Raw genomic sequence first — 22042 nt, 5'->3', positions numbered from 1 at the left:
GGTGGATCAGCTGGTCGGCGGCTCGTCCTGCCCGGACTCCTCGAGCTCGTCGGCCTCCTCCTTGGTGCGGTGCACCGCACCGTCGGCGTGGTCGGCCGGGCCGTACACGGTGTAGAGCACCCACGGGTTGGGGCCGTCGTTGACGAAGTTGTGCTTGGTGCCGGCGGGGACGACCACGATGTCCCCCGGCTTGACCGTCTTCGTGGAGCCCTCGATCACGGCCTTGCCGACGCCGCTGACGAAGCTGAGGATCTGGTCGTTCTCGTCGTGCACCTCCTCTCCGATCTCCCCGCCCGGCGGGATCGTCATGATCACCAGCTGGGAGTGCTCGCCGGTCCAGAGCACCCGGCGGAAGTCGCCGCTCTTCTCGGCCACGGTCGCGATGTCGAAGTGGACGATCGTGCTCTTGCTGTCCTTGGCTGCCATGCCGGGTCCTTGCCCCGATCCGATGTGGATCACTCGCGGTGCTCGTCCTACCCTCCCCGGCATGGCGAAGCAGTCGCGACCCACCGCGCAGGTGCGCCGCTCCCCGCGCGCCGCCCGGCCGGCGGCCGGCCGGGCCCCGCTGCTCCCGACCCGGCCGCTGCTGGCGCCATTCGCGGCGGTCTTCGGCGTGCTGGCCGCGGTCGAGATGGGCTACCTGGCCTGGCTGCTGGTGGACCCCGACGCCGGGTTCGACACCGTCCCGGTCTGGCCGGTCGCCGTGCTGGCCGGGCTGGGCGTGGTCTGCGTGGTCGGGGCGGTGCTGGTCGTCCTGGGCCGGTGGCGGGGCTGGCTGGTGCTCGCGGTCGGCAGCACGCTGTCGTTGCTGGTGCTGCTGGCGATCGCCGTGCTGTTCGGCTCGTTGGGCGCGGGCAGCGAGACGTGGTGGGCCGTGGTCATGACCGTCGGACCGCTCGGCGCACTGGTCCTGGCCTGCCGGGCGCCGGTGCGGGGCTGGACCTCGGGCTAGCCTCGCAGGCGTGAGCACCGACACGGCCGACGTCATCGTGGTGGGGGCCGGTCTGGCCGGCCTGGTCGCCACCGCCGAGCTCGCCGACGCCGGCAAGCGGGTGCTGCTGCTCGACGCCGAGCCCGAGCAGAACCTGGGCGGCCAGGCGTTCTGGAGCTTCGGCGGGCTGTTCCTGGTCGACTCCCCGGAGCAGCGCCGGCTGCGGGTGCACGACTCGCTCGAGCTGGCCCGCCAGGACTGGTTCGGCACCGCCGGTTTCGACCGGGCCGAGGACCACTGGCCGCGGCAGTGGGCCGAGGCCTACCTGCAGTTCGCGGCCGGGGAGAAGCGCGCCTGGCTGCACGAGCAGGGGGTGCGGTTCTTCCCGGTCGTCGGATGGGCCGAGCGCGGGGGCTACACCGCCACCGGGCACGGCAACTCGGTGCCGCGGTTCCACGTCACCTGGGGCACCGGGCCCGGCGTCGTCGCGCCGTTCGAGCGCCGGGTGCGGGCGGCGATGGCCAGCGGGCTGGTCGAGTTCCGGCCCCGGCACCGGGTCACCGGGCTGGTCGTGGCCGACGGCGCGGTGACCGGCGTCCGCGGCGAGGTCCTCGAGCCCAGCGACGCGCCCCGCGGCGAGGCGACGTCCCGCACGTCCACGGGGGAGTTCGAGCTGTCCGCCCAGGCCGTCGTCGTCGCCGGTGGTGGCATCGGGGCCAACCACGACCTGGTCCGGAAGAACTGGCCGGCCCGGCTGGGGCCGGTGCCGCAGCGGCTGCTGTCCGGCGTCCCGGCGCACGTCGACGGCTCGATGCTGCTGGCCACCGAGGCGGCCGGCGCCAGCGTGGTCAACCCCGACCGCATGTGGCACTACACCGAGGGCGTCGAGAACTGGGACCCCATCTGGGCCAGGCACGGCATCCGGATCCTGCCCGGGCCGTCGTCGCTGTGGCTGGACGCCACCGGCAGGCGGCTGCCGGTGCCCCTCTACCCCGGGTTCGACACCCTCGGCACCCTGGCGCACATCGGCACGACCGGCCACGAGCACACCTGGTTCGTGCTCGACCAGAAGATCGTGGAGAAGGAGTTCACCCTCTCCGGGTCCGAGCAGAACCCCGACCTCACCGGCAAGGACCTCAAGCTCCTGCTCTCCCGCGTACGTCCCGGTGCGCCGGCCCCCGTGCAGGCCTTCCTGGACAAGGGCGTCGACTTCGTCACGGCGACGTCGGTGGCCGAGCTGGTCGAGGGCATGAACCGCATCACCGGCGGCACCCCGCGGCTGGACGCCGCCGTCGTCGAGGCCGAGATCGTGGCCCGGGACCGCGAGATGGCCAACACCTTCAGCAAGGACGGCCAGGTCACCGCGATCCGGGCCGCCCGAAGGTTCCTCGGCGACAAGCTGATCCGCGTCGTCCCCCCGCACCGGATGCTCGACCCCGCGAACGGGCCGTTGATCGCCGTCCGGCTCAACCTGCTCACCCGCAAGACCCTCGGCGGGCTCGAGACCGACCTGTCCGGCCGGGTCCTGCAGCCCGGCGGCGCGGTCTTCCCGGGCCTGTACGCCGCGGGGGAGATCGCCGGGTTCGGCGGCGGCGGCATGCACGGCTACCGGTCGCTGGAGGGCACCTTCCTGGGCGGGTGCCTGTTCTCGGGCCGCACGGCGGGCAGGGCGGTCGCCGCGGCCCTGTAGCCGCTGCTGGGAGACTGACGGCGTGCCCGAGTTCCCGCCCCACATCGAAGCGCTGCTCCAGTTCAACGCCGACGGCCTCGTGCCCGCGGTGGTCCAGGCCCGGGAGTCCGGCGACGTCCTGATGCTGGCCTGGATGGACCGCGAAGCGCTGCGCCGCACCCTGACCACGCAGCGGGCGACCTACTGGTCGCGGAGCCGGCAGGAGTACTGGGTGAAGGGCGAGACCTCCGGCCACACCCAGCACGTGCACGAGGTCCGGGTCGACTGCGACGGCGATGCGCTGCTGCTGCTCGTCGACCAGACCGGTGCCGCATGCCACACCGGCCACCCCAGCTGCTTCTTCACCGGCATCGAGGTGTCCCGTGCGGCTGGGTGAGACGACCCCGTTCGAGCAGCTGGGCGCCGGCCCCGTCGTCCCGGTGGTCCGCCGGCTGCTGGCCGACTCCGAGACCGCGGTCGGCGTGTACCGCAAGCTGGCCGGCAACCGGGCGGGCACCGTGCTGCTGGAGTCGGCCGAGCAGGGCAAGCAGTGGTCCCGGTACAGCTTCGTCGGCGTGCGCAGCGCCGGGGTGCTCACCGAGGTGGCCGGCCGCACCCACTGGCTCGGCGACCACCTGCCCGGGTTCACCGACGACCTGCCCGACGACCCGCTGGCCGCCGTCCGCGCGCTGGCCCGGCGGCTGCGCACCCCGCGGGCGCCCGGGCTGCCGCCGCTGACCGGCGGCCTGGTCGGCTACCTGGGGTACGACGTCGTCCGGCGCCTCGAGCGGCTGCCCGAGACCGCGGTCGACGACCTGGGCATGCCCGAGCTGGCGATGACGCTGGTCACCGACCTCGCCGTCCTCGACCACCACGACGCCACGGTGCTGCTGATCGCCAACGCCTTCGCCACCACGCGCGAGGCCTACGCGGACGCCGTGGCCCGCCTGGACGCCATGGCCCAGGCCCTCACCCAGGCGTCCCCGCCCGGGGTGGCCGAGCTGGTCACCGCCGACCCCGCGACCGTCTACGACCGGGTCACCAGCAACATGGCGCCGGGGGAGTACCAGGCCGGGGTGGAGGCCGTGCGCGAGCACGTGCGCGCCGGCGACGTCTTCCAGACCGTGCTGGCCCAGCGGTTCAGCCGGCCCACCGACGTCGACGCGCTGGACCTCTACCGGGTGCTGCGGGCGTCGAACCCCTCGCCGTACATGTACCTGCTGCGCTTCGCCGGGCGCGAGTCGCCCTTCGACGTCGTCGGCTCCTCGCCCGAGGCGCTGGTCACCGTCACCGGCGACCACGCGGTCGTGCACCCGCCGGCCGGGACCCGTCCCCGCGGGGGCACCCCCGAGGAGGACGCCCGGCTCACGTCGGAGCTGCTGGCCGACCCCAAGGAGCGGGCCGAGCACGTGATGCTGGTCGACCTGGCGCGCAACGACCTGGGCCGGGTCTGCGTGCCGGGCTCCGTGGAGGTCGCCGACTTCATGCGGGTCGAGCGGTACAGCCACGTCATGCACCTGGTGTCCACGGTCGCCGGGCAGGTCGAGCCCGGTCGCGACGCCCTCGACGTGTTCGACGCGACCTTCCCGGCCGGCACGGTGTCCGGGGCGCCCAAGCCGCGGGCCATGGAGGTCATCGAGTCCCTCGAGCCGACCCGCCGGGCGCTCTACGCCGGCACGGTCGGCTACCTCGACGCCAGCGGCGACATGGACATGGCCATCGCCATCCGCACGGCGGTGCTGCACGACGGCACCGCCCACGTCCAGGCCGGGGCCGGTGTCGTGGCCGACAGCGACGCCGCCGCCGAGGAGGCCGAGACCCGGCACAAGGCGCGCGCCGTGCTCTCGGCCATCGCCACCGCCGAGGGGCTGCGCGAGCTGTGAGGGCGACGGACCCGCGGCGCGAGCTGACCCTCGCGATCCTGCTCTGCGCGGCCGGCGGTGGCCTGGCGCTCTCCTCCGGTGGTCAGGCCTGGGCCGACGTCACCGTCACCCGCCAGGCGCCGTTGCCGCCGGTGGCCGCCGTCCTCACCGGCAGCACCCTCGCCCCGCTGGTCCCGGCCTGCGGACTGCTGCTGCTGTCCGCCGCGGTCGCGCTCGTCGCCCTGCGCGGGTGGGGGCGCACCGTGCTGGGCGTCGTCCTGCTCGTCGCGGGCGCGACGGTCGCGGTGTCCGGGGTCCGCGCGCTGGTCGGCTCGGTCGACGTCGACCCCGGTGACCTGGGTACGCAGGTGGGCCTGGGTGACGCCGAGGTCGCCGTCCGCGCCGTCGCGGGCTGGCCGGTCCTCGCCCTCGTCGCCGGGGTGCTCGGCGTCCTGGCCGGCGTGCTGGTGGTCCTGCGCGGCCGGGGCTGGCCGGGCATGGGCCAGCGCTACCAGCGCACCGGCGCGGGCACCGGCACCGGCGCGGCGGCCCCGGTCCGCCGTCAGCGGCCTGAGTCGGCCGAGGACCGGCACCAGGCGGCCTGGAAGGCGCTGGACGGCGGCACCGACCCCACCGACGACGACGGAGCCCCCCGATGACCCCCGGGGGTCGGCACCCGGCCGCGCCGCGGGTCCGCCGACCTCTCTATGGTGTCCACACCGATCCGACCGGTGAGGGAGCCAGCCTGATGATCAACGCAGTCGAGACCCGGAGCGCCCGGTCGTGAACGTCCTGATGGACATCGTCGCCGGCGTCCGCGAGGACGTCGCCGCCCGCCAGGCGGCCCTGCCGCTGGCCGAGGTGCAGGCCGCCGCCCGCGACGCCCGCCCGGCCCTGGACGCCCTCGCCGCCCTCCGGGCCCCCGGCGTCGGCGTCATCGCCGAGGTCAAGCGCACCAGCCCCTCCAAGGGCGAGCTGGCGCGCATCGAGGACCCCGCCTCGCTCGCCGTCCGGTACGCCGACGGGGGTGCCCGGGTGATCAGCGTGCTCACCGAGCGCCGCCGGTTCCACGGCAGCCAGGCCGACCTCGCCGCGGTGCGGGCCGCGGTCGACGTCCCGGTGCTGTGCAAGGACTTCATCGTCTCCAGCTACCAGGTGCACGAGGCCCGGGCGATCGGCGCCGACGTCGTCCTGCTCATCGTGGGTGCCCTCGAGCAGAACGCGCTGGTCGGGCTGCTCGAGCGCATCGAGTCCCTGGGCATGACCGGGCTGGTCGAGGTGCACACCGAGGCCGAGGCCTCCCGGGCGCTGGAGGCCGGTGCCTCGGTGATCGGGGTCAACGCCCGCGACCTCACCACCCTCGAGATGCACCACGAGACCTTCGAGCGGATCGCCCCCGGGTTGCCCACCGAGGTCGTCAAGGTGGCCGCCTCCGGCGTCCGCGGGCCGCGCGACCTGATCAAGTACGCCGGCGCCGGGGCGGACGCCGTGCTGGTGGGCGAGGGTCTGGTCACCGCCCCCGACGCCCGGCAGGCCGTCGCCGACCTGGTCACCGCCGGCTCCCACCCCGCCACCCCCCGCGCCGCACGCTGACGGCGCCGGGGGAAACTGGGGCGGTGACCACCACCGCCCCCGTGCCCCCGCCCGACGCGAGCCTGACCCGGCCGCGCCCGGAGTGGCCCGACGCGACCGGCCACTTCGGTCCCTACGGCGGCCGGTTCGTGCCCGAGGCCCTGATCGCTGCCCTCGACGAGCTGTCCGAGGCCTACGAGGCCATGCGGGTCGACCCCGTCTTCCTGGTCGAGTTCGAGCGGCTGCACCGCGACTACACCGGCCGGCCCTCACCGATCACCGAGGTGCCCCGGTTCGCCGAGCACTGCGGCGGTGCCCGGGTGCTGCTCAAGCGCGAGGACCTCAACCACACCGGGTCCCACAAGATCAACAACGTGCTGGGCCAGGCGCTGCTGACCAAGCGCATCGGCAAGCAGCGGGTCATCGCCGAGACCGGTGCCGGCCAGCACGGCGTCGCCACCGCCACCGCCGCGGCCCTGATGGGGCTGGACTGCACCATCTACATGGGCGAGGAGGACACCCGCCGGCAGGCCCTCAACGTGGCCCGCATGCGCCTGCTCGGCGCCGAGGTCATCCCGGTCACCACCGGCTCCCGCACCCTCAAGGACGCCATCAACGAGGCCTTCCGCGACTGGGTCACCAACGTCGGGACCACGAACTACGTGTTCGGCACCGTCGCCGGCCCGCACCCGTTCCCCGCGATGGTCCGCGACTTCCAGCGGGTCATCGGCGACGAGGCCCGCGCCCAGGTCCTCGAGCGCGAGGGTCGGCTGCCCGACGCGGTCCTCGCCTGCGTCGGCGGCGGGTCCAACGCGATCGGCATCTTCACCGCGTTCGTGCCCGACGAGGGCGTGCGGCTGGTGGGACTGGAGGCCGGCGGCGACGGCGTCGAGACCGGCCGGCACGCCTCCTCGATCACCGGCGGCGACCCCGGCGTGCTGCACGGGGCGCGCTCCTACCTGCTGCAGGACGCGAACGGGCAGACCATCGAGTCGCACTCGATCTCGGCCGGGCTGGACTACCCCGGGGTCGGCCCCGAGCACAGCTACCTGCACGACATCGGCCGGGCCGAGTACCGGCCGGTGACCGACAGCCAGGCCATGGAGGCCTTCGCGCTGCTCTGCCGCACCGAGGGCATCATCCCGGCGATCGAGAGCGCCCACGCCCTCGCCGGGGCGATCGCCCTGGGCCGCGAGCTGGGCCCGGACTCCCTGCTGCTGGTCAACCTGTCCGGGCGCGGCGACAAGGACGTCGAGACCGCCAGCGCCTGGTTCGGCATGGCCGAGCACACCGCCCCCACCGACGACGACGAGCGGGCGGTCGAGGCCGGCCGCGGCGCCGAGCCCGGCCCGCCGCTGGGCGACGCCGACGACACCACCGTGCAGGACGGGGACGCGCTGTGACCGTCCCGCCCAGCCACCCCACGAGCTCGCAGCTCGAGGAACGCATCGGCGCGGCCGTGGCCGAGGGCCGGTCCGCGCTGATCGCCTACCTGCCGGTCGGCTACCCCGACGTCCCCACGTCGATCGAGGCGATGGTGGCCGCGGTCGAGGGCGGGGCGGACGTCGTGGAGATCGGGGTGCCCTACTCCGACCCCGGCATGGACGGCCCCACCATCCAGGAGGCCGTGGACGTCGCCGTCCGGGCCGGGGTGGGCATGGCCGACGTCCTCTCCGCGGTGTCCGCGGTCGCCGCCGCCGGGGCCGTCCCCGTGGTGATGAGCTACTGGAACCCGATCGAGCGCTACGGCGTCGACCGCTTCGCCGCCGACCTGGCCGCGGCCGGGGGAGCCGGGGCGATCACCCCCGACCTGGTCCCCGACGAGGCCGGCCCGTGGATCGCCGCCAGCGACGCCGCCGGGCTGGACCGGGTGTTCCTGGTCGCGCCGTCGTCCACCGACGCCCGGTTGGCCATGACCCTGGCCGCCTGCCGCGGCTTCGTCTACGCCGCCTCCACCATGGGCGTCACCGGTACCCGGGCCACGGTCGGCGGCACCGCGCAGACCCTGGTCGCCCGCACCCGCGAGGCCGATCCCGACCTGGCCGTCTGCGTCGGCCTCGGGGTCAGCGACGGCGACCAGGCCGCCGAGGTCGCGGGGTTCGCCGACGGCGTCATCGTCGGCTCGGCCTACGTGCGCCAGCTGCTCGACGGGCACGGGCCGGCCGGGGTGCGGGCGCTGTCCGAGGACCTCGCGGCGGGGGTGCGCCGCCGGTGACCGCCGACCTGTCCACCCAGCTGCTCGCCTCGATCCCGAGCCCGGCCCAGGGGGTCTGGCACCTGGGCCCGTTCCCGCTGCGGGCCTACGCGCTGTGCATCATCGCCGGCATCGTGCTGGCCGCGTGGCTGACCGAGAAGCGGTTCGTGGCCCGCGGCGGGGCCCCCGGCGACGTGCTGGACATCGCCGTGTGGGCCGTGCCCTTCGGCATCGTCGGCGGCCGGCTCTACCACGTGATCACCACCCCCGAGCCCTACTGGGGCGAGAACGGCGACCCGGTGCGGGCGCTGTACATCTGGGAGGGCGGCCTGGGCATCTGGGGCGCCATCGCCCTGGGCGGGGTGGGGGCCTGGATCGCCTGCCGGCGCCGCGGCATCCCGCTGCCGGTCTTCGCCGACGCCCTGGCCCCGGGCCTGCTCGTCGCCCAGGCGGTCGGCCGGCTGGGGAACTACTTCAACCAGGAGCTCTTCGGCGGGCCGACCTCCCTGCCCTGGGGTCTGGAGATCGCACCGCGGTTCCGGCCCGAGGGCTACGAGCAGTTCGCCACGTTCCAGCCCACCTTCCTCTACGAGCTGCTGTGGAACCTGGCCGCGGCGGCCGTCGTGGTCTGGGCCGACCGCCGGTTCCGGCTCTCGCACGGCCGGGCCTTCGCGCTCTACGTGGCGGCCTACTGCCTGGGCCGCGGCTGGATCGAGATGCTCCGCATCGACACCGCCGAGCGGTTCTTCGGCGTCCGGCTCAACGTCTTCACCGCGATCGTCGTCGGCCTCGCCGCCGTGGCCTACCTGGTCTGGCAGCGCGGCCGCCCCCGTGAGCAGCTCACGCGGGGCGCGGAGGCCGCCGCGGCCGCCGAGGCCGCCGCGGCCGCGGCGGAGCCGGCGCCGACGACCCCGGAGACGGCGCAGGCCGTGGTCGAGACCGAGCCGGGCGCGTCCGGCACGACCCGGGCCGGCACGGACGACAGACGCTCCGACGAGGCCTGAACGAGACGTTCGCCTCACCGCTCGGGCGTGTCGGAGCCGGGACGGTTCTGTGTACTCTCGGCGCGCAGCCACCCGGAGATCCCGGGTGGTCAGCCGACGTCGGAACCGGGCCACTGACGCCCCGCGCCACGACAACCCGCGGGTGCACCACCCGCGGTGCGCGAGAGCTCCGGCGAACCGGCCACCCAGCCGACGCCGTCCGAACCACCGAACCACCCGGTGCGCCAGCCCCCAGCCTGCCCCTGACCACCACCCGGCCGGGCCCCTCGGGCCCCCGCCCCCGCTCCGGCCCGCCGGACGCGGAGGGACAGCCGTTCGACGGGAGTGACATGTCCACCTCCAGCACGCCGAACCAGGATCTCGCTCCCACCGCGGCTCGTCCCGGGACCGCGGTGCCCTTCTCCTCGGTCCCGGCGGCCAGCGGGCTCTACGACCCGGCCAACGAGCACGACGCCTGCGGTGTCGCCTTCGTGGCCGACGCCCAGGGCCGCCGCTCCCGGTCGATCGTGGCCATGGGCCTCACCGCCCTGCACAACCTCGACCACCGCGGTGCCGCGGGCTCCGAGCCCAACTCCGGCGACGGCGCGGGCATCCTGACCCAGGTCCCCGACGCCCTGCTGCGGGCCGAGGCCGGCTTCGACCTGCCGCCGCTGGGGGAGTACGCCGTCGGCGTGGCCTTCCTGCCGCAGGACGCCGCGGCCCGCGCCGCCCTCGAGCAGGAGATCGCCACGATCGCCCAGCAGGAGGGCCTGGTCGTCCTGGGGTGGCGCGAGCTGCCCATCGACCCGCAGGGTGCCGACATCGGCCCCACCGCGCTGGCGGTCATGCCGCACTTCGCCCAGCTGTTCGTCGCCGAGGCCACCGCGGCCCGCGCCGACGCGACCGCCTTCGGCGGGGCCACCACCAGCCACGGCGTGACCCGCCTGGAGCGGCGCGCCTTCGTGCTGCGCAAGCGGGCCGAGCGCGCGGCGACCGAGGCCGGCAGCTCGCTGTACTTCGCCTCGCTGAGCTCCCGCACCATCACCTACAAGGGCATGCTGACCACCGACCAGCTGCCCGCGTTCTTCCCGGACCTGACCGACGAGCGCTACATCTCGGCGATCGCGCTGGTGCACAGCCGGTTCTCGACGAACACCTTCCCGAGCTGGCCGCTGGCCCACCCGTTCCGCGCCATCGCGCACAACGGCGAGATCAACACCATCAAGGGCAACCGCAACCGCATGCGGGCCCGCGAGGCCAAGCTGCACACCGACCTGTTCGACGGGCCCGCCGGCCCGGCGTCCGAGCTCGGCCTGGAGCGGATCTTCCCGCTCACCGCCGGCGACTTCAGCGACTCGGCCACCTTCGACGAGGTGCTCGAGCTGCTGCACCTGTCGGGCCGCTCGCTGCCGCACGCGGTGCTGATGATGATCCCCGAGGCGTGGGAGAACCACGCCGAGATGGACGCCGCCCGCCGGGCGTTCTACCGCTTCCACTCCGCGGTCATGGAGCCCTGGGACGGGCCGGCCTGCGTCTGCTTCACCGACGGCACGCTCATCGGCGCCGTCCTCGACCGCAACGGGCTGCGCCCGGGCCGCTGGTGGCGCACCAAGGACGACGTGGTCGTCCTGGCGTCGGAGGTCGGCGTGCTGGACATCCCGGCCGCCGACGTCGTCGCCAAGGGCCGGCTCAAGCCCGGCCGCATGTTCCTGCTGGACACCGCCCAGGGCCGCATGATCTCCGACGACGAGGTCAAGGGCGCCCTGGCCGCCGAGCACCCCTACGACGACTGGCTGCACGCCGGGCTGATCCACCTGCCCTCGCTGCCCGAGCGTCGCCGCTCGCGGCCCAGCCACGAGTCCGTCGTCCGCCGTCAGCTGCTGTTCGGCTACACCGAGGAGCAGCTGCGCATCCTGCTGCAGCCGATGGCCGCCAGCGGGGCCGAGCCGATCGGCTCGATGGGCACCGACACCCCGGTCGCCGCGCTGAGCGACCGCTCGCGGCTGCTCTACGACTACTTCAACCAGCTCTTCGCGCAGGTGACCAACCCGCCGCTGGACGCCATCCGCGAGGAGCTGGTGACCAGCCTGGGCCGCACCTTCGGCCCCGAGGGCAACCTGCTCGAGGCCGTCCCGGCCTCCTGCCGGCAGGTCGTGCTGCCGTTCCCGGTCATCGACAACGACGAGCTGGCCAAGATCCTGCACATCGACGACGACGGCGACCTGCCGGGCTTCGCCGCGGTGCGCATCACCGGCCACTTCGACGTCAACGGCGGCGGCGCGGCGCTGGAGAAGGCGATCAGCGACCTGCAGACCAAGGTCAGCAAGGCCATCGCGGCCGGCGCCCGGGTGATCGTGCTGTCCGACCGCGACTGCGACGAGCAGCGCGCGCCGATCCCGTCGCTGCTGATGACGGCCGCGGTCCACCACCACCTGGTGCGCGAGCGCACCCGCATGGAGGTCGGCCTGGTCGTCGAGTCCGGCGACTGCCGCGAGGTGCACCACGTCGCGCTGCTGCTGGGCTACGGCGCGGCCGCGGTGAACCCCTACCTGGCCTTCGAGAGCGTCGAGGACCTCATCCGCGACGGCCTGCTCACCGGCGTGCAGCCGGCCCAGGCCGTGCGCAACGTGGTCAAGGCCATGGGCAAGGGCGTCCTGAAGGTCATGAGCAAGATGGGCATCAGCACCGTCGGCTCGTACACGATGGCCCAGATCTTCGAGGCCGTCGGCCTCTCGCACGACCTCGTGGAGAAGTACTTCACCGGCACCTCGTCGACCCTGGGCGGCGTCGGTCTGGACGTCCTGGCCGAGGAGGTGGCCATGCGCCACCGCCGCGCCTACCCGTCCAACCCGACCGAGGTCGCGCACCGCAAGCTCACCGTGGGTGGTGAGTACCAGTGGCGCCGCGAGGGCGAGATCCACCTCTTCAACCCCGAGACCGTCTTCCTGCTGCAGCACGCCACCCGCTCGCGGCAGTACGACGTCTTCGAGAAGTACACCGACGCCGTCGACCAGCTCTCGCGCGACGCCTCGACCCTGCGCGGCCTGTTCGGCTTCAAGGAGGGCCTGCGCCCCCCGGTGCCGGTCGAGGAGGTCGAGCCGGTCAGCGAGATCGTCAAGCGGTTCTCCACCGGGGCGATGAGCTACGGCTCGATCTCCCAGGAGGCGCACCAGACCCTCGCCATCGCGATGAACCGCCTGGGCGGCAAGTCCAACACCGGCGAGGGCGGCGAGGACCCCGACCGCTTCACCCCCGACGAGAACGGCGACCTGCGCCGGTCGGCGATCAAGCAGGTGGCCAGCGGCCGCTTCGGCGTGACCAGCGAGTACCTGGTCAACGCCGACGACATCCAGATCAAGATGGCCCAGGGTGCCAAGCCCGGCGAGGGCGGGCAGCTGCCCGGCTCGAAGGTCTACCCGTGGGTGGCCCGCACCCGGCACTCCACGCCCGGGGTCGGCCTGATCTCCCCGCCGCCGCACCACGACATCTACTCGATCGAGGACCTCAAGCAGCTCATCCACGACCTCAAGAACGCCAACAACGAGGCGCGGGTGCACGTCAAGCTGGTCTCCGAGGTCGGGGTCGGCACGGTCGCGGCGGGTGTCTCCAAGGCCCACGCCGACGTCGTCCTGATCTCCGGGCACGACGGCGGCACCGGTGCCGCGCCGCTGACCTCGCTCAAGCACGCAGGCTCCCCGTGGGAGCTCGGGCTGGCCGAGACCCAGCAGACGCTGCTGGTCAACGGGCTGCGCGACCGCATCACCGTGCAGGTCGACGGCCAGATGAAGACCGGCCGGGACGTCGTCATCGCCGCGCTGCTGGGCGGTGAGGAGTTCGGCTTCGCCACCGCACCCCTGGTGGTCAGCGGCTGCGTGATGATGCGCGTCTGCCACCTGGACACCTGCCCGGTCGGCGTGGCCACCCAGAACCCCGAGCTGCGGAAGCGCTTCACCGGCCAGCCCGAGTTCGTGGTGACCTTCTTCGAGTTCCTCGCCGAGCAGGTCCGCGGGCTGCTTGCCCAGCTGGGCTTCCGGTCGATCGAGGAGGCCGTCGGCCAGGTCGAGGTGCTCGAGACCCGGGCCGCCGTCGAGCACTGGAAGGCCGCCGGTCTCGACCTGGCGCCGGTGCTGGCCCTGCCCGAGCTGCCCGAGGGCGCCCCGCGCCGGCGGATGCGCGGCCAGGACCACGGCCTGGACGTCGCGCTGGACCAGACGCTGATCCAGCTCTGCGAGGGTGCGCTGCTCGACGCCCGTCCGGTGAGCCTGCAGCTGCCGGTGCGCAACGTGAACCGCACGGTGGGCACCATGCTCGGCGCGATGGTCACCCGTCGCTTCGGGGGCGAGGGCCTGCCCGAGGGCACCATCGACCTCACCTTCGAGGGGTCGGCCGGGCAGTCGTTCGGGGCCTTCGTGCCCGCCGGCATCACCATGCGGCTGCACGGCGACGCCAACGACTACGTCGGCAAGGGCCTGTCCGGCGGGCGCATCGTCGTCCGCCCCGACCTGGCGGCCAGCTTCGCCGCCGAGGACGCCGTCATCGCCGGCAACGTGATCGGCTACGGCGCCACCGGCGGGGAGATCTTCCTGCGCGGGCGGGTCGGCGAGCGGTTCTGCGTGCGCAACTCGGGCGCGCTGGCGATCGTCGAGGGCGTGGGCGACCACGCCTGCGAGTACATGACCGGCGGTCGGGCGATCATCCTGGGCGAGACCGGCCGCAACGTGGCCGCGGGCATGAGCGGCGGCATCGCCTACGTGCTCGACCTCGCCAAGCACCGGGTCAACGGCGAGATGGTCGACGTGGAGTCGCTGTCCACCGAGGACTCCCTGTGGCTGCGCGAGACCCTGACCCGCTACCGGGAGGAGACCGGTTCCACCGTGGCCAGCTCGCTGCTGGCCGACTGGGGCCGCTGGTCCGAGCGGTTCAGCGTGATCATGCCCAGGGACTACCGCCGCGCCCTGGAGGCCCGTCGGGCCGCCGAGGCCGCCGGGTACGACGTCGACCGTGCAGTGATGGAGGCAGCTCGTGGCTGACAGCACCGGATTCCTGAAGTTCGAGCGGACGACGCCGCCCCGGCGACCCGTCGACGTCCGCATCCGGGACTGGAAGGAGGTCTACCTCGAGCGCCAGGCCGGCGGCGAGGAGGCCTTCTCCTCGGCCACGCTGCGCACGCAGGCCGCGCGCTGCATGGACTGCGGCATCCCGTTCTGCCACCACGGCTGCCCGCTCGGGAACCTCATCCCCGAGTGGAACGACCTGGTGCGCCGCGACGACTGGCGCGAGGCGATCGAGCGGCTGCACGCCACGAACAACTTCCCGGAGTTCACCGGGCGGCTGTGCCCGGCGCCCTGCGAGGGCTCCTGCGTGCTCAACCTGACCGAGTCACCGGTGACCATCAAGCAGGTCGAGGTCGAGATCATCGACCGCGCCTTCGCCGAGGGCTGGGTCGAGCCGCAGCCCCCGGCCGAGCTGTCGGGCAAGAAGGTCGCCGTCATCGGGTCCGGTCCCGCCGGGCTGGCCACCGCCCAGCAGCTGACCCGGGCCGGGCACGAGGTCACCGTGTTCGAGCGCGCCGACGCCATCGGCGGGCTGATGCGCTACGGTATCCCCGAGTTCAAGATGGAGAAGCGCCACCTGGACCGCCGGCTGGACCAGATGCGCGCCGAGGGCACCCGGTTCGTCACCGGGGTCGAGGTCGGCGCCGAGGGGTCCGACGTCACCGTCGAGGCCCTGCGGGCCGACTACGACGCCGTCGTGCTGTCCGGCGGGGCCACCATCGGCCGCGACCTGCCGGCGCCGGGCCGCGAGCTGGCCGGCATCCACCTGGCCATGGAGTTCCTGCCCTACGGCAACAAGCAGGCCCTGGGCCAGCTGGACACCCCGCCGATCAACGCCGAGGGCAAGCACGTGGTCATCATCGGCGGCGGCGACACCGGCGCCGACTGCCTGGGCACCTCGCACCGGCAGGGCGCGGCCTCGGTGGCGCAGCTGGAGATCATGCCCGAGCCGCCGTCGTCCCGCGGTGCGAAGAACCCGTGGCCGACCTACCCGATGGTGCTGCGGGTCTCCTCGGCCCACGAGGAGGGCGGTGACCGGATCTACGCCGTCAACACCGAGCGGTTCGTCGACGACGGCGCCGGCCACGTCAAGGCGATCCTGGTGCACGACGTCGAGATGGTCGACGGGAAGTTCACCAAGGTCGAGGGCACCGAGCGCGAGCTCCCCGCCGACCTGGTCTTCCTGGCCATGGGCTTCACGGGTGCGCAGAAGGCCGGCCTGGTCGAGGGCCTCGGCGTCGACGTCGACGGGCGGGGCAACGTGGTGCGCGACGCGGAGTTCATGTCCTCGGTCCCGGGCGTGTTCGTGGCCGGTGACATGGGTCGCGGCCAGTCGCTGATCGTGTGGGCCATCGCCGAGGGCCGGGCGGCGGCCGGTGCCGTCGACACCTGGCTGACCGGCTCGTCCATGCTGCCGCGCCCGATCACCCCGACGGCGGTCGCACTGCGCTGACCTGCGCGGAGACGTCCTGGACGTCTACGAGAACGCCCTCCCGACACCGGTCGCCCGGCGTCGGGAGGGCGTCCTCGGTGCACTAGCGTTGCGGCCATGAGCCGTCGCGCCAAGATCGTCTGCACCCTCGGGCCCGCCGTGGGTTCGGCCGAGCAGATCACCGCCCTCGTCGAGTCCGGCATGGACGTCGCCCGGCTGAACTTCAGCCACGGCGAGCACGCCGACCACGAGCGCAACTACCACCTGGTCCGCCAGGCTTCCGACGCCGTGGGTCGCGCCGTGGCCGTGCTGGCCGACCTGCAGGGCCCGAAGATCCGGCTGGGCCGCTTCGCCGACGGCCCGGTCGTCTGGGAGACCGGCTCCCGCGTGTGCATCACCGTCGAGGACGTCGAGGGCACCGCCGAGCGGGTCGGCACCACCTACAAGAACTTGGCCAACGACGCCCGCGTGGGCGACCGGCTGCTCGTCGACGACGGCAACCTCGCCCTCACCGTCGTCGAGGTCGACGGCCCCGACGTGTGGTGCCTGGTGCTCGAGGGCGGCAAGGTCTCCAACAACAAGGGCCTGTCGCTGCCCGGGGTGGCCGTCAGCGTGCCGGCGATGAGCGAGAAGGACGAGGAGGACCTCCGGTTCGCCCTCAACCTCGGCGTCGACTTCATCGCGCTGTCGTTCGTGCGCCGGGCCGAGGACGTCGAGCTGGTGCGCGAGGTCATGCGCCAGATGGACGTCGACCTGCCGGTGATCGCCAAGCTGGAGAAGCCCGAGGCGGTCGAGAACCTCGAGGCCATCGTCGAGGCCTTCGACGGCATCATGGTCGCCCGCGGCGACCTGGGCGTCGAGCTGCCGCTGGAGCAGGTGCCGCTGGTGCAGAAGCGTGCGGTGCAGGCCGCCCGCGAGCGCAACAAGCCGGTCATCGTCGCCACGCAGATGCTCGAGTCGATGATCAGCTCGTCGCGGCCCACCCGCGCCGAGGCCTCCGACGTCGCCAACGCCGTGCTCGACGGCGCCGACGCCGTGATGCTCTCGGGGGAGACCTCGGTGGGCAAGTTCCCGATCGCCGCCGTCCGCACCATGGAACGGATCATCGACGCGGTCGAGACCGACGAGGTGCGCGTGCCGGCGCTGGTCCGCCAGTCCCGCTCGCGGTCCGGTGCGATCGTCCGGGCCGCCCGCGAGGTCGGCGAGGCCCTCGACGTCGACGCGTTGGCCGCGTTCACCATGACCGGTGACACCGTGCGCCGGCTGGCTGCCCTGCACACCCGGCTGCCGATCCTGGCCTTCACCACCGACCCCCGGGTGCGCAGCCGCATGGCGCTGTCGTGGGGGGTCGAGACCTTCCTGGTGCCGCAGGTGGGCCACACCGACGACATGGTGGGTCAGGTCGACTTCTCGTTGCTGTCCATCGGACGGCTCAAGGAGGGTGACCGGGTGGTCGTCGTGGCCGGGTCCCCGCCGAACATCCAGGGCTCGACCAACCTGGTGCGGGTGCACGAGATCGGCCAGCATGCCTGACTCGCACGCCGCCGCGCTCCTCGAGGTCCTCGACCTCGAGGAGCGCGGTCCCGATCTGTTCGTGGGCTGGACGCCGGAGACCCCGCTGCAGCGGATCTTCGGCGGCCAGGTCGCGGCGCAGGCGCTCACCGCGGCCACCCGCACGGTGCCCGCCGGGCGCGGGGTGCACTCGCTGCACTCCTACTTCCTGCGCCCGGGTGACCCGCACGAGGAGATCCGCTTCGAGGTCGACCGCATCCGCGAGGGGCGCACGTTCAGCACCCGCCGGGTGCTGGCCCGCCAGACCCGCAAGGGCGAGGACGTCGCGATCTTCGCCCTGACCGCCGACTTCACCGGCGGCGAGCGACCGGTGGTGCAGCACTCGCTGGCCATGCCCGACGTCCCGGGTCCCGCCGGGTTGCCCGGGATCGACGAGATCACCGCGGCCCACCCGGGTCGGTCGACCGGGGCCCGGGCGATCGCGGTGGCCGTCGAGCAGCGGTACCTCGAGGACCCCTTCGACCCGGCCCCGAAGGTCGCCCCGCACACGCAGAGCCGCGGCTGGTTCCGGGTCACCGGCCGGCTGCCCGACGACGAGGGCGTGCACGCCGCGGCGCTGACGTTCGTCTCGGACCTGACGTTGCTGTCGGCCGGGCTGGCCCGGGTCGGCGGCGGGTGGGGCGGCGAGCACGTGGGCGCCAGCCTCGACCACGCGGTCTGGTTCCACCGGCCGGTGCGCGCCGACCGGTGGTTCCTCTACGAGACCGACAGCCCGTCGGCGTCCGCCGGCCGGGCGATGTGCCTGGGCCAGATCTGGGCCGAGGACGGCACCCACGTCGCGACCGTGGCCCAGGAGGGCCTCATCCGCTCACTCGAGGGCTGAGTCCTCCCGCGAGTCCTCCGCCGAGCCGTCGCGGGGATCCTCGCGCGGGGCGTTCTCGACCTCCGGCACGGTGGTGAACTCCACGGGGTCGGGGGTCTGCGCCTCGCGGGCGGCCCGGGCCTCGGCGGCCGCGGTCTCGGCGGTCGCGGCCGCCTCGGCGAAGTCGGTGGCCAGCCAGTCGTGGTTCTCCCGCAGCAGCGCCCACAGCCGCTCGACGTGCCGGCGCTCGGTGGCCGGGGCGCCCAGGGCCACCCGGAGCACGGCCTCGCCGGAGATCGTGGTGTGGGTGAGGAACACCTCGCCGCCGTCGTTCAGGCGCTCGAGCAACGTCATGGTCGCGACGTCGGCGTCCACCCCGCGGGCCCACCGCGGCTTGAGGCACAGCAGCGACAGCGGGTGCGGGGCGACGACGTCGAACCGGTCGTCGGCCCCGACCCAGCCGGCCAGCTCCTGCGCGAGGGCCACCGCGCCGCGGACGTGCTCGCGCAGGCCCTCGGCGCCGTACCAGCGGACGACGAACCACAGCTTCAGCGCCCGGAACCGGCGACCGAGCTCGATCTGCCAGTCGCGGTAGTCGACGACCGCGCCGCTGTCGGTGGCCGCGTTGCGCAGGTACTCGGGGAGGATCGCCAGGGCGCCGGTGAGCGCGGCCCGGTCGGCGACCCAGAACAGGGTGGCGTCGAAGCCGGTGAGCAGCCACTTGTGCGCGTCGGTGGTGTAGCTGTCGGCCCACTCCACGCCCTCCTGCAGCGGGCGGAGCTCGGGGGCGACGGCGGACACCCCGCCCCAGGCGGCGTCGACGTGCAGCCAGACGCCGCGGTCGCGGCAGATCGGGCCCAGGGCCGCCAGCGGGTCGAACGCGCCGGTGGACGTCGTCCCCGCCGTCGCGCAGACCAGGACGGGGGTGAATCCGCGGGCCACGTCGGAGTCGATGCGCCGGGCCAGCTCGTCGGGGCGCATGGCGAAGTCGCCGTCGACGGGCACGACGCGGACGGCGTCGGAGCCCAGGCCGGCCACCCGGGCGGCCTTCTCCATGCTGGAGTGGGTCTGGGCCGAGACGTAGACGGTCATGGCGCCGGGCTCGACGCCGCTGCGCACGGTGCTGCCGCCGGTGGCGCGGTGCAGGGCGGCGAGGAGGGCGACCAGGTTGGCCCCGGAGCTGGAGTCCTGGACGACGCCGCCGCCGGTGCTGGCGTGGGTGAAGGCCTCGGGCAGCCCGAGCAGCTCGACGAACCAGTCCATGACGTGCTGCTCGAGCTCGGTGCAGGCCGGGCTGGTCACCCAGGACATGCCCTGCACACCCAGCGCCGAGCTAACCAGGTCGCCGAGCACGGAGGGCCCGGAGGTGTTGGCGGGGAAGTACCCGAAGAACCCGGGGTGCTGCCAGTGCGTCAGCCCCGGGACGACGACCCGCTCGAGGTCGGCGAGCACGTCGGCGAACGCCTCACCCTGCTCGGGCGCCGACGCCGGCAGCAGGGCCCGCACGTCGCCCGGCGAGACCTGCGACCGCACGGGCAACGACTCCACCCGCCCCAGGTGGTCGGCCACCCAGTCCACCACCTCGTGCCCGTGCGCGCGGAACTGCTCCGGTGTCATGTGCCCAGTCACGAGGCAACCGTAGAGCCAGGTGCCCGAAGCCCACCGCAGGGCGACGCAGGAGCCGCGCCCCCGACGGGAGGGGCGGAGCCTCTCCCCGAGGGGACGCTCCCGGCAACCCGACATGGACGGACGTCGCGCAGCGACGCGATGCAGGTGCGGGGGACGAAGTCCTCCCGCCTGCGAGCAAGGGGGGCTCGTCGCAGCCGGCACCGGGCGCTGGCCGCGGTGGGAGCCCGGAGGGCGACGATCAGACACCGTGCCCCCGGTCCGATTCGAACGGACACTGTGCGGGTTTTGAATCCGCTCCCTCTGCCAGTTGGGGTACGGGGGCTCCGTGGGGGAGCGTACGGGCAGCGGGCGCCCGCTCTCGATAGGGTGGCGGGGTGACCAACGAGCCGACCCGGGTCCTCATCGCCGAGGACGAGGCACTGATCCGCCTCGACCTCAAGGAGATGCTCGAGGAGGAGGGGTACGTCGTCGTCGGCGAGGTGGGCGACGGTCAGGCGGCGGTCGACCAGGCCCGCGAGCTGCGCCCGGACCTCGTGGTGCTCGACGTGCAGATGCCGGTGCTGGACGGCCTGAGCGCCGCGGAGCAGATCGCGGCGTCGCGGATCGCGCCGGTGATCGTGCTGACCGCGTTCTCCCAGCGCGAGCTGGTCGAGCGGGCGCGGGACGCCGGGGCCATGGCCTACCTGGTGAAGCCGTTCTCGAAGGCGGACCTGGTGCCGGCGATCGAGGTGGCGGTGGGCCGCTTCCAGGAGATGACGGCGCTGGACGCCGAGGTCGGTGACCTGAAGGAGCGCCTGGAGGCCCGCAAGGTGGTCGAGCAGGCCAAGGGCAAGCTCATGGCCGAGCGGGGCATCACCGAGGCCGAGGCGTTCCGGTGGATCCAGCGCACCGCGATGAACGACCGCACGTCGATGAAGGCGCTGGCGCAGCAGCTGCTGGCAGCCCCGGCCGTCGAGGATCCCGCTACCAGCTGATTGCCTGCTGGTCACGTTTTCATCACGTCCCGTCGCTCCTCTCCGAGCCCGTAGACACCGCGCATCCCGCTGCTTAGCGTTCCCACCCGGCCGCACATCGCGCCGGGGGACGGGTCTGATCGATCCGTCCCGCAGGGACAGCAGGAGGAAGCAGTTGAACCGATCGACCCGACCCGTGAAGTGGGTGCTGCCGCTGGTTCTGGCCAGCGCGCTCGCTCTCTCGGCGTGCTCGAACGCCAGCTCCGACGACGACGCCGCGGGCTCCTCGTCCGGTGGCCTGGCCGGTGGCGGCAGCGGAGAGACCTACCGCATCGCCTTCGAGGGCCCGCTGTCCGGTGACAACCAGCAGCTCGGCATCAACGAGGTCAACGCGGTCGAGCTGGCCATCGAGCAGGCCAACGACTCCGGTGACCTGGGCTTCACCCTCGAGCTCGTCCGCGCCGACGACCAGGGCGACCCGGCCATCGCGCCGACCGCCGCTGCCTCGGTGCTGCAGGACGACTCGATCCTGGGTGTCGTCGGCCCGTCGTTCTCCGGTGCCACCAAGGCCGTCGCCACCACCTACGGCGAGGCCAACATGGCCATGATCTCGCCGTCGGCCACCAACGACACGCTGACCACGTCGGGGTACCCGACGTTCCACCGCGTCGTCCCGCCGGACTCGCTCGAGGGCACCCAGCTGGCCGACTACCTGGCCACGAAGAACTACTCGTCGATGGTCGTCATCGACGACCTCAGCGACTACGGCAAGGGCGTCGCCGACGTCGTGCAGTCCGCGCTCGAGGGCGCCGGCGTCCAGGTGACCCGCCTGGGTGTCGACGCCAAGACCACCGACTACGGCGCCACGGCCCAGCAGGTGGCCTCCAGCGGTGCGCAGGCCGTGTTCTACGGCGGCTACGACGCCCAGGCCGCGCAGCTGGCCCAGGCCCTGCAGACCGCGGGCTTCGAGGGTGACAAGTACACCGGCAACGGTGGCAAGTCCTCGGTGTTCACCGACGGTGCCGGCGACGCCGGCAACGGCTGGTACTTCTCCTGCGGTTGCTCCGACGCCGTGACGTCGCCGGACGCGCAGGACTTCACCGCCGCCTACAAGGCCAAGTTCAACACCGACCCGTCGACCTACTCGCCGGAGGCCTACGACGCCGCCAACGCGATGATCGAGGCCATCAAGACCGCGGCCGAGGACGGCGCCCCCACCCGGGAGTCGGTCGAGGACGCGGTGAACGACCTGAACTACACCGGCATCACCACCACGGTGGCGTTCGACGAGAACGGCGAGCTCGAGGCCAGCTCGCAGGTCATCAACCTGTTCCAGCAGGAGAACGGCGTCATCACGCTGCTGGGCAACATCAAGGAGCAGTGATCCGC

General features: G+C 73.5%; 17 protein-coding genes and 1 tRNA gene. 15 read left to right on the top strand and 3 right to left on the bottom strand.

Features of this window, described 5'->3' with window-relative positions; genetic code table 11:
• Positions 1 to 6: 6 nt before the first annotated feature.
• Positions 7 to 426, bottom strand: coding sequence for a cupin domain-containing protein (locus tag BLS67_RS12470; protein WP_207500531.1), 420 nt, complete (start codon positions 424 to 426; stop codon positions 7 to 9).
• A 61-nt stretch (positions 427 to 487) separates the two neighbouring features.
• On the opposite strand from BLS67_RS12470, the gene BLS67_RS12465 reads away from it, so the two are divergent.
• From BLS67_RS12465 to BLS67_RS12405, 13 genes are all read left to right on the top strand, one after another.
• Positions 488 to 952, top strand: a complete 465-nt coding sequence (locus BLS67_RS12465) for a hypothetical protein (RefSeq protein WP_091245360.1) — start codon at positions 488 to 490, stop codon at positions 950 to 952.
• A 10-nt stretch (positions 953 to 962) separates the two neighbouring features.
• Positions 963 to 2621 (top strand): FAD-binding dehydrogenase, encoded by a 1659-nt coding sequence (locus BLS67_RS12460; protein WP_091245358.1) that lies wholly within the window; start codon positions 963 to 965, stop codon positions 2619 to 2621.
• Between the two features lie 22 nt (positions 2622 to 2643).
• Positions 2644 to 2997: a phosphoribosyl-AMP cyclohydrolase gene (hisI, locus tag BLS67_RS12455; RefSeq protein ID WP_091245355.1), complete on the top strand. Its 354-nt coding sequence runs from the start codon at positions 2644 to 2646 to the stop codon at positions 2995 to 2997.
• Complete coding sequence (locus BLS67_RS12450) at positions 2984 to 4483, top strand: anthranilate synthase component I (RefSeq protein WP_242654035.1); 1500 nt, start codon at positions 2984 to 2986, stop codon at positions 4481 to 4483. The genes hisI and BLS67_RS12450 overlap by 14 nt, the downstream gene beginning before the upstream one ends.
• Complete coding sequence (locus tag BLS67_RS12445; protein WP_091245352.1) at positions 4480 to 5121, top strand: Trp biosynthesis-associated membrane protein; 642 nt, start codon at positions 4480 to 4482, stop codon at positions 5119 to 5121. The genes BLS67_RS12450 and BLS67_RS12445 overlap by 4 nt, the downstream gene beginning before the upstream one ends.
• A gap of 124 nt (positions 5122 to 5245) precedes the next feature.
• Positions 5246 to 6055 carry an indole-3-glycerol phosphate synthase TrpC gene (gene trpC / locus BLS67_RS12440; RefSeq protein WP_207500530.1) on the top strand — a complete coding sequence of 270 codons (810 nt, stop codon included), beginning with the start codon at positions 5246 to 5248 and terminating at the stop codon, positions 6053 to 6055.
• A gap of 23 nt (positions 6056 to 6078) precedes the next feature.
• Complete coding sequence (trpB, locus tag BLS67_RS12435) at positions 6079 to 7437, top strand: tryptophan synthase subunit beta (RefSeq protein ID WP_242654034.1); 1359 nt, start codon at positions 6079 to 6081, stop codon at positions 7435 to 7437.
• Positions 7434 to 8249 carry a tryptophan synthase subunit alpha gene (gene trpA, locus BLS67_RS12430; protein ID WP_091245350.1) on the top strand — a complete coding sequence of 272 codons (816 nt, stop codon included), beginning with the start codon at positions 7434 to 7436 and terminating at the stop codon, positions 8247 to 8249. Before trpB ends, trpA begins: the two co-directional genes overlap by 4 nt.
• Positions 8246 to 9232 carry a prolipoprotein diacylglyceryl transferase gene (lgt, locus tag BLS67_RS12425; RefSeq protein WP_091245348.1) on the top strand — a complete coding sequence of 329 codons (987 nt, stop codon included), beginning with the start codon at positions 8246 to 8248 and terminating at the stop codon, positions 9230 to 9232. Before trpA ends, lgt begins: the two co-directional genes overlap by 4 nt.
• A 392-nt stretch (positions 9233 to 9624) precedes the next feature.
• Positions 9625 to 14241 carry a glutamate synthase large subunit gene (gene gltB / locus BLS67_RS12420; protein WP_091245347.1) on the top strand — a complete coding sequence of 1539 codons (4617 nt, stop codon included), beginning with the start codon at positions 9625 to 9627 and terminating at the stop codon, positions 14239 to 14241.
• Entirely contained in the window at positions 14234 to 15718 is a 1485-nt protein-coding gene (locus BLS67_RS12415; RefSeq protein WP_091245344.1) for a glutamate synthase subunit beta, read from the top strand. Before gltB ends, BLS67_RS12415 begins: the two co-directional genes overlap by 8 nt.
• Before the next feature lie 96 nt (positions 15719 to 15814).
• On the top strand, positions 15815 to 17230 hold the full coding sequence (gene pyk, locus BLS67_RS12410; protein ID WP_091245342.1) for a pyruvate kinase: 1416 nt from the start codon (positions 15815 to 15817) through the stop codon (positions 17228 to 17230).
• Positions 17223 to 18092, top strand: a complete 870-nt coding sequence (locus BLS67_RS12405) for an acyl-CoA thioesterase (RefSeq protein WP_091245341.1) — start codon at positions 17223 to 17225, stop codon at positions 18090 to 18092. The genes pyk and BLS67_RS12405 overlap by 8 nt, the downstream gene beginning before the upstream one ends.
• On the opposite strand, the gene BLS67_RS12400 is transcribed toward BLS67_RS12405, so the two are convergent.
• Both BLS67_RS12400 and BLS67_RS12395 read right to left on the bottom strand, forming a co-directional pair.
• Complete coding sequence (locus BLS67_RS12400; protein ID WP_242654033.1) at positions 18078 to 19700, bottom strand: pyridoxal phosphate-dependent decarboxylase family protein; 1623 nt, start codon at positions 19698 to 19700, stop codon at positions 18078 to 18080. The two genes, BLS67_RS12405 and BLS67_RS12400, sit on opposite strands and share 15 nt — an antisense overlap.
• 248 nt (positions 19701 to 19948) lie before the next feature.
• Positions 19949 to 20022 (bottom strand) — tRNA-Leu (locus BLS67_RS12395).
• A 52-nt stretch (positions 20023 to 20074) separates the two neighbouring features.
• Between BLS67_RS12395 and BLS67_RS12390 the strand changes: the two genes are divergently transcribed.
• Positions 20075 to 20674: an ANTAR domain-containing response regulator gene (locus tag BLS67_RS12390; RefSeq protein WP_091245338.1), complete on the top strand. Its 600-nt coding sequence runs from the start codon at positions 20075 to 20077 to the stop codon at positions 20672 to 20674.
• Positions 20675 to 20849: 175 nt separating this feature from the next.
• Complete coding sequence (locus BLS67_RS12385; protein ID WP_165617566.1) at positions 20850 to 22037, top strand: branched-chain amino acid ABC transporter substrate-binding protein; 1188 nt, start codon at positions 20850 to 20852, stop codon at positions 22035 to 22037.
• Positions 22038 to 22042: the final 5 nt, after the last annotated feature.

Origin of the sequence: Klenkia soli (assembly GCF_900103975.1) — a bacterium.
GTDB lineage: Bacteria > Actinomycetota > Actinomycetes > Mycobacteriales > Geodermatophilaceae > Klenkia > Klenkia soli.
This window is presented reverse-complemented; position numbering and strand designations above follow the sequence as displayed.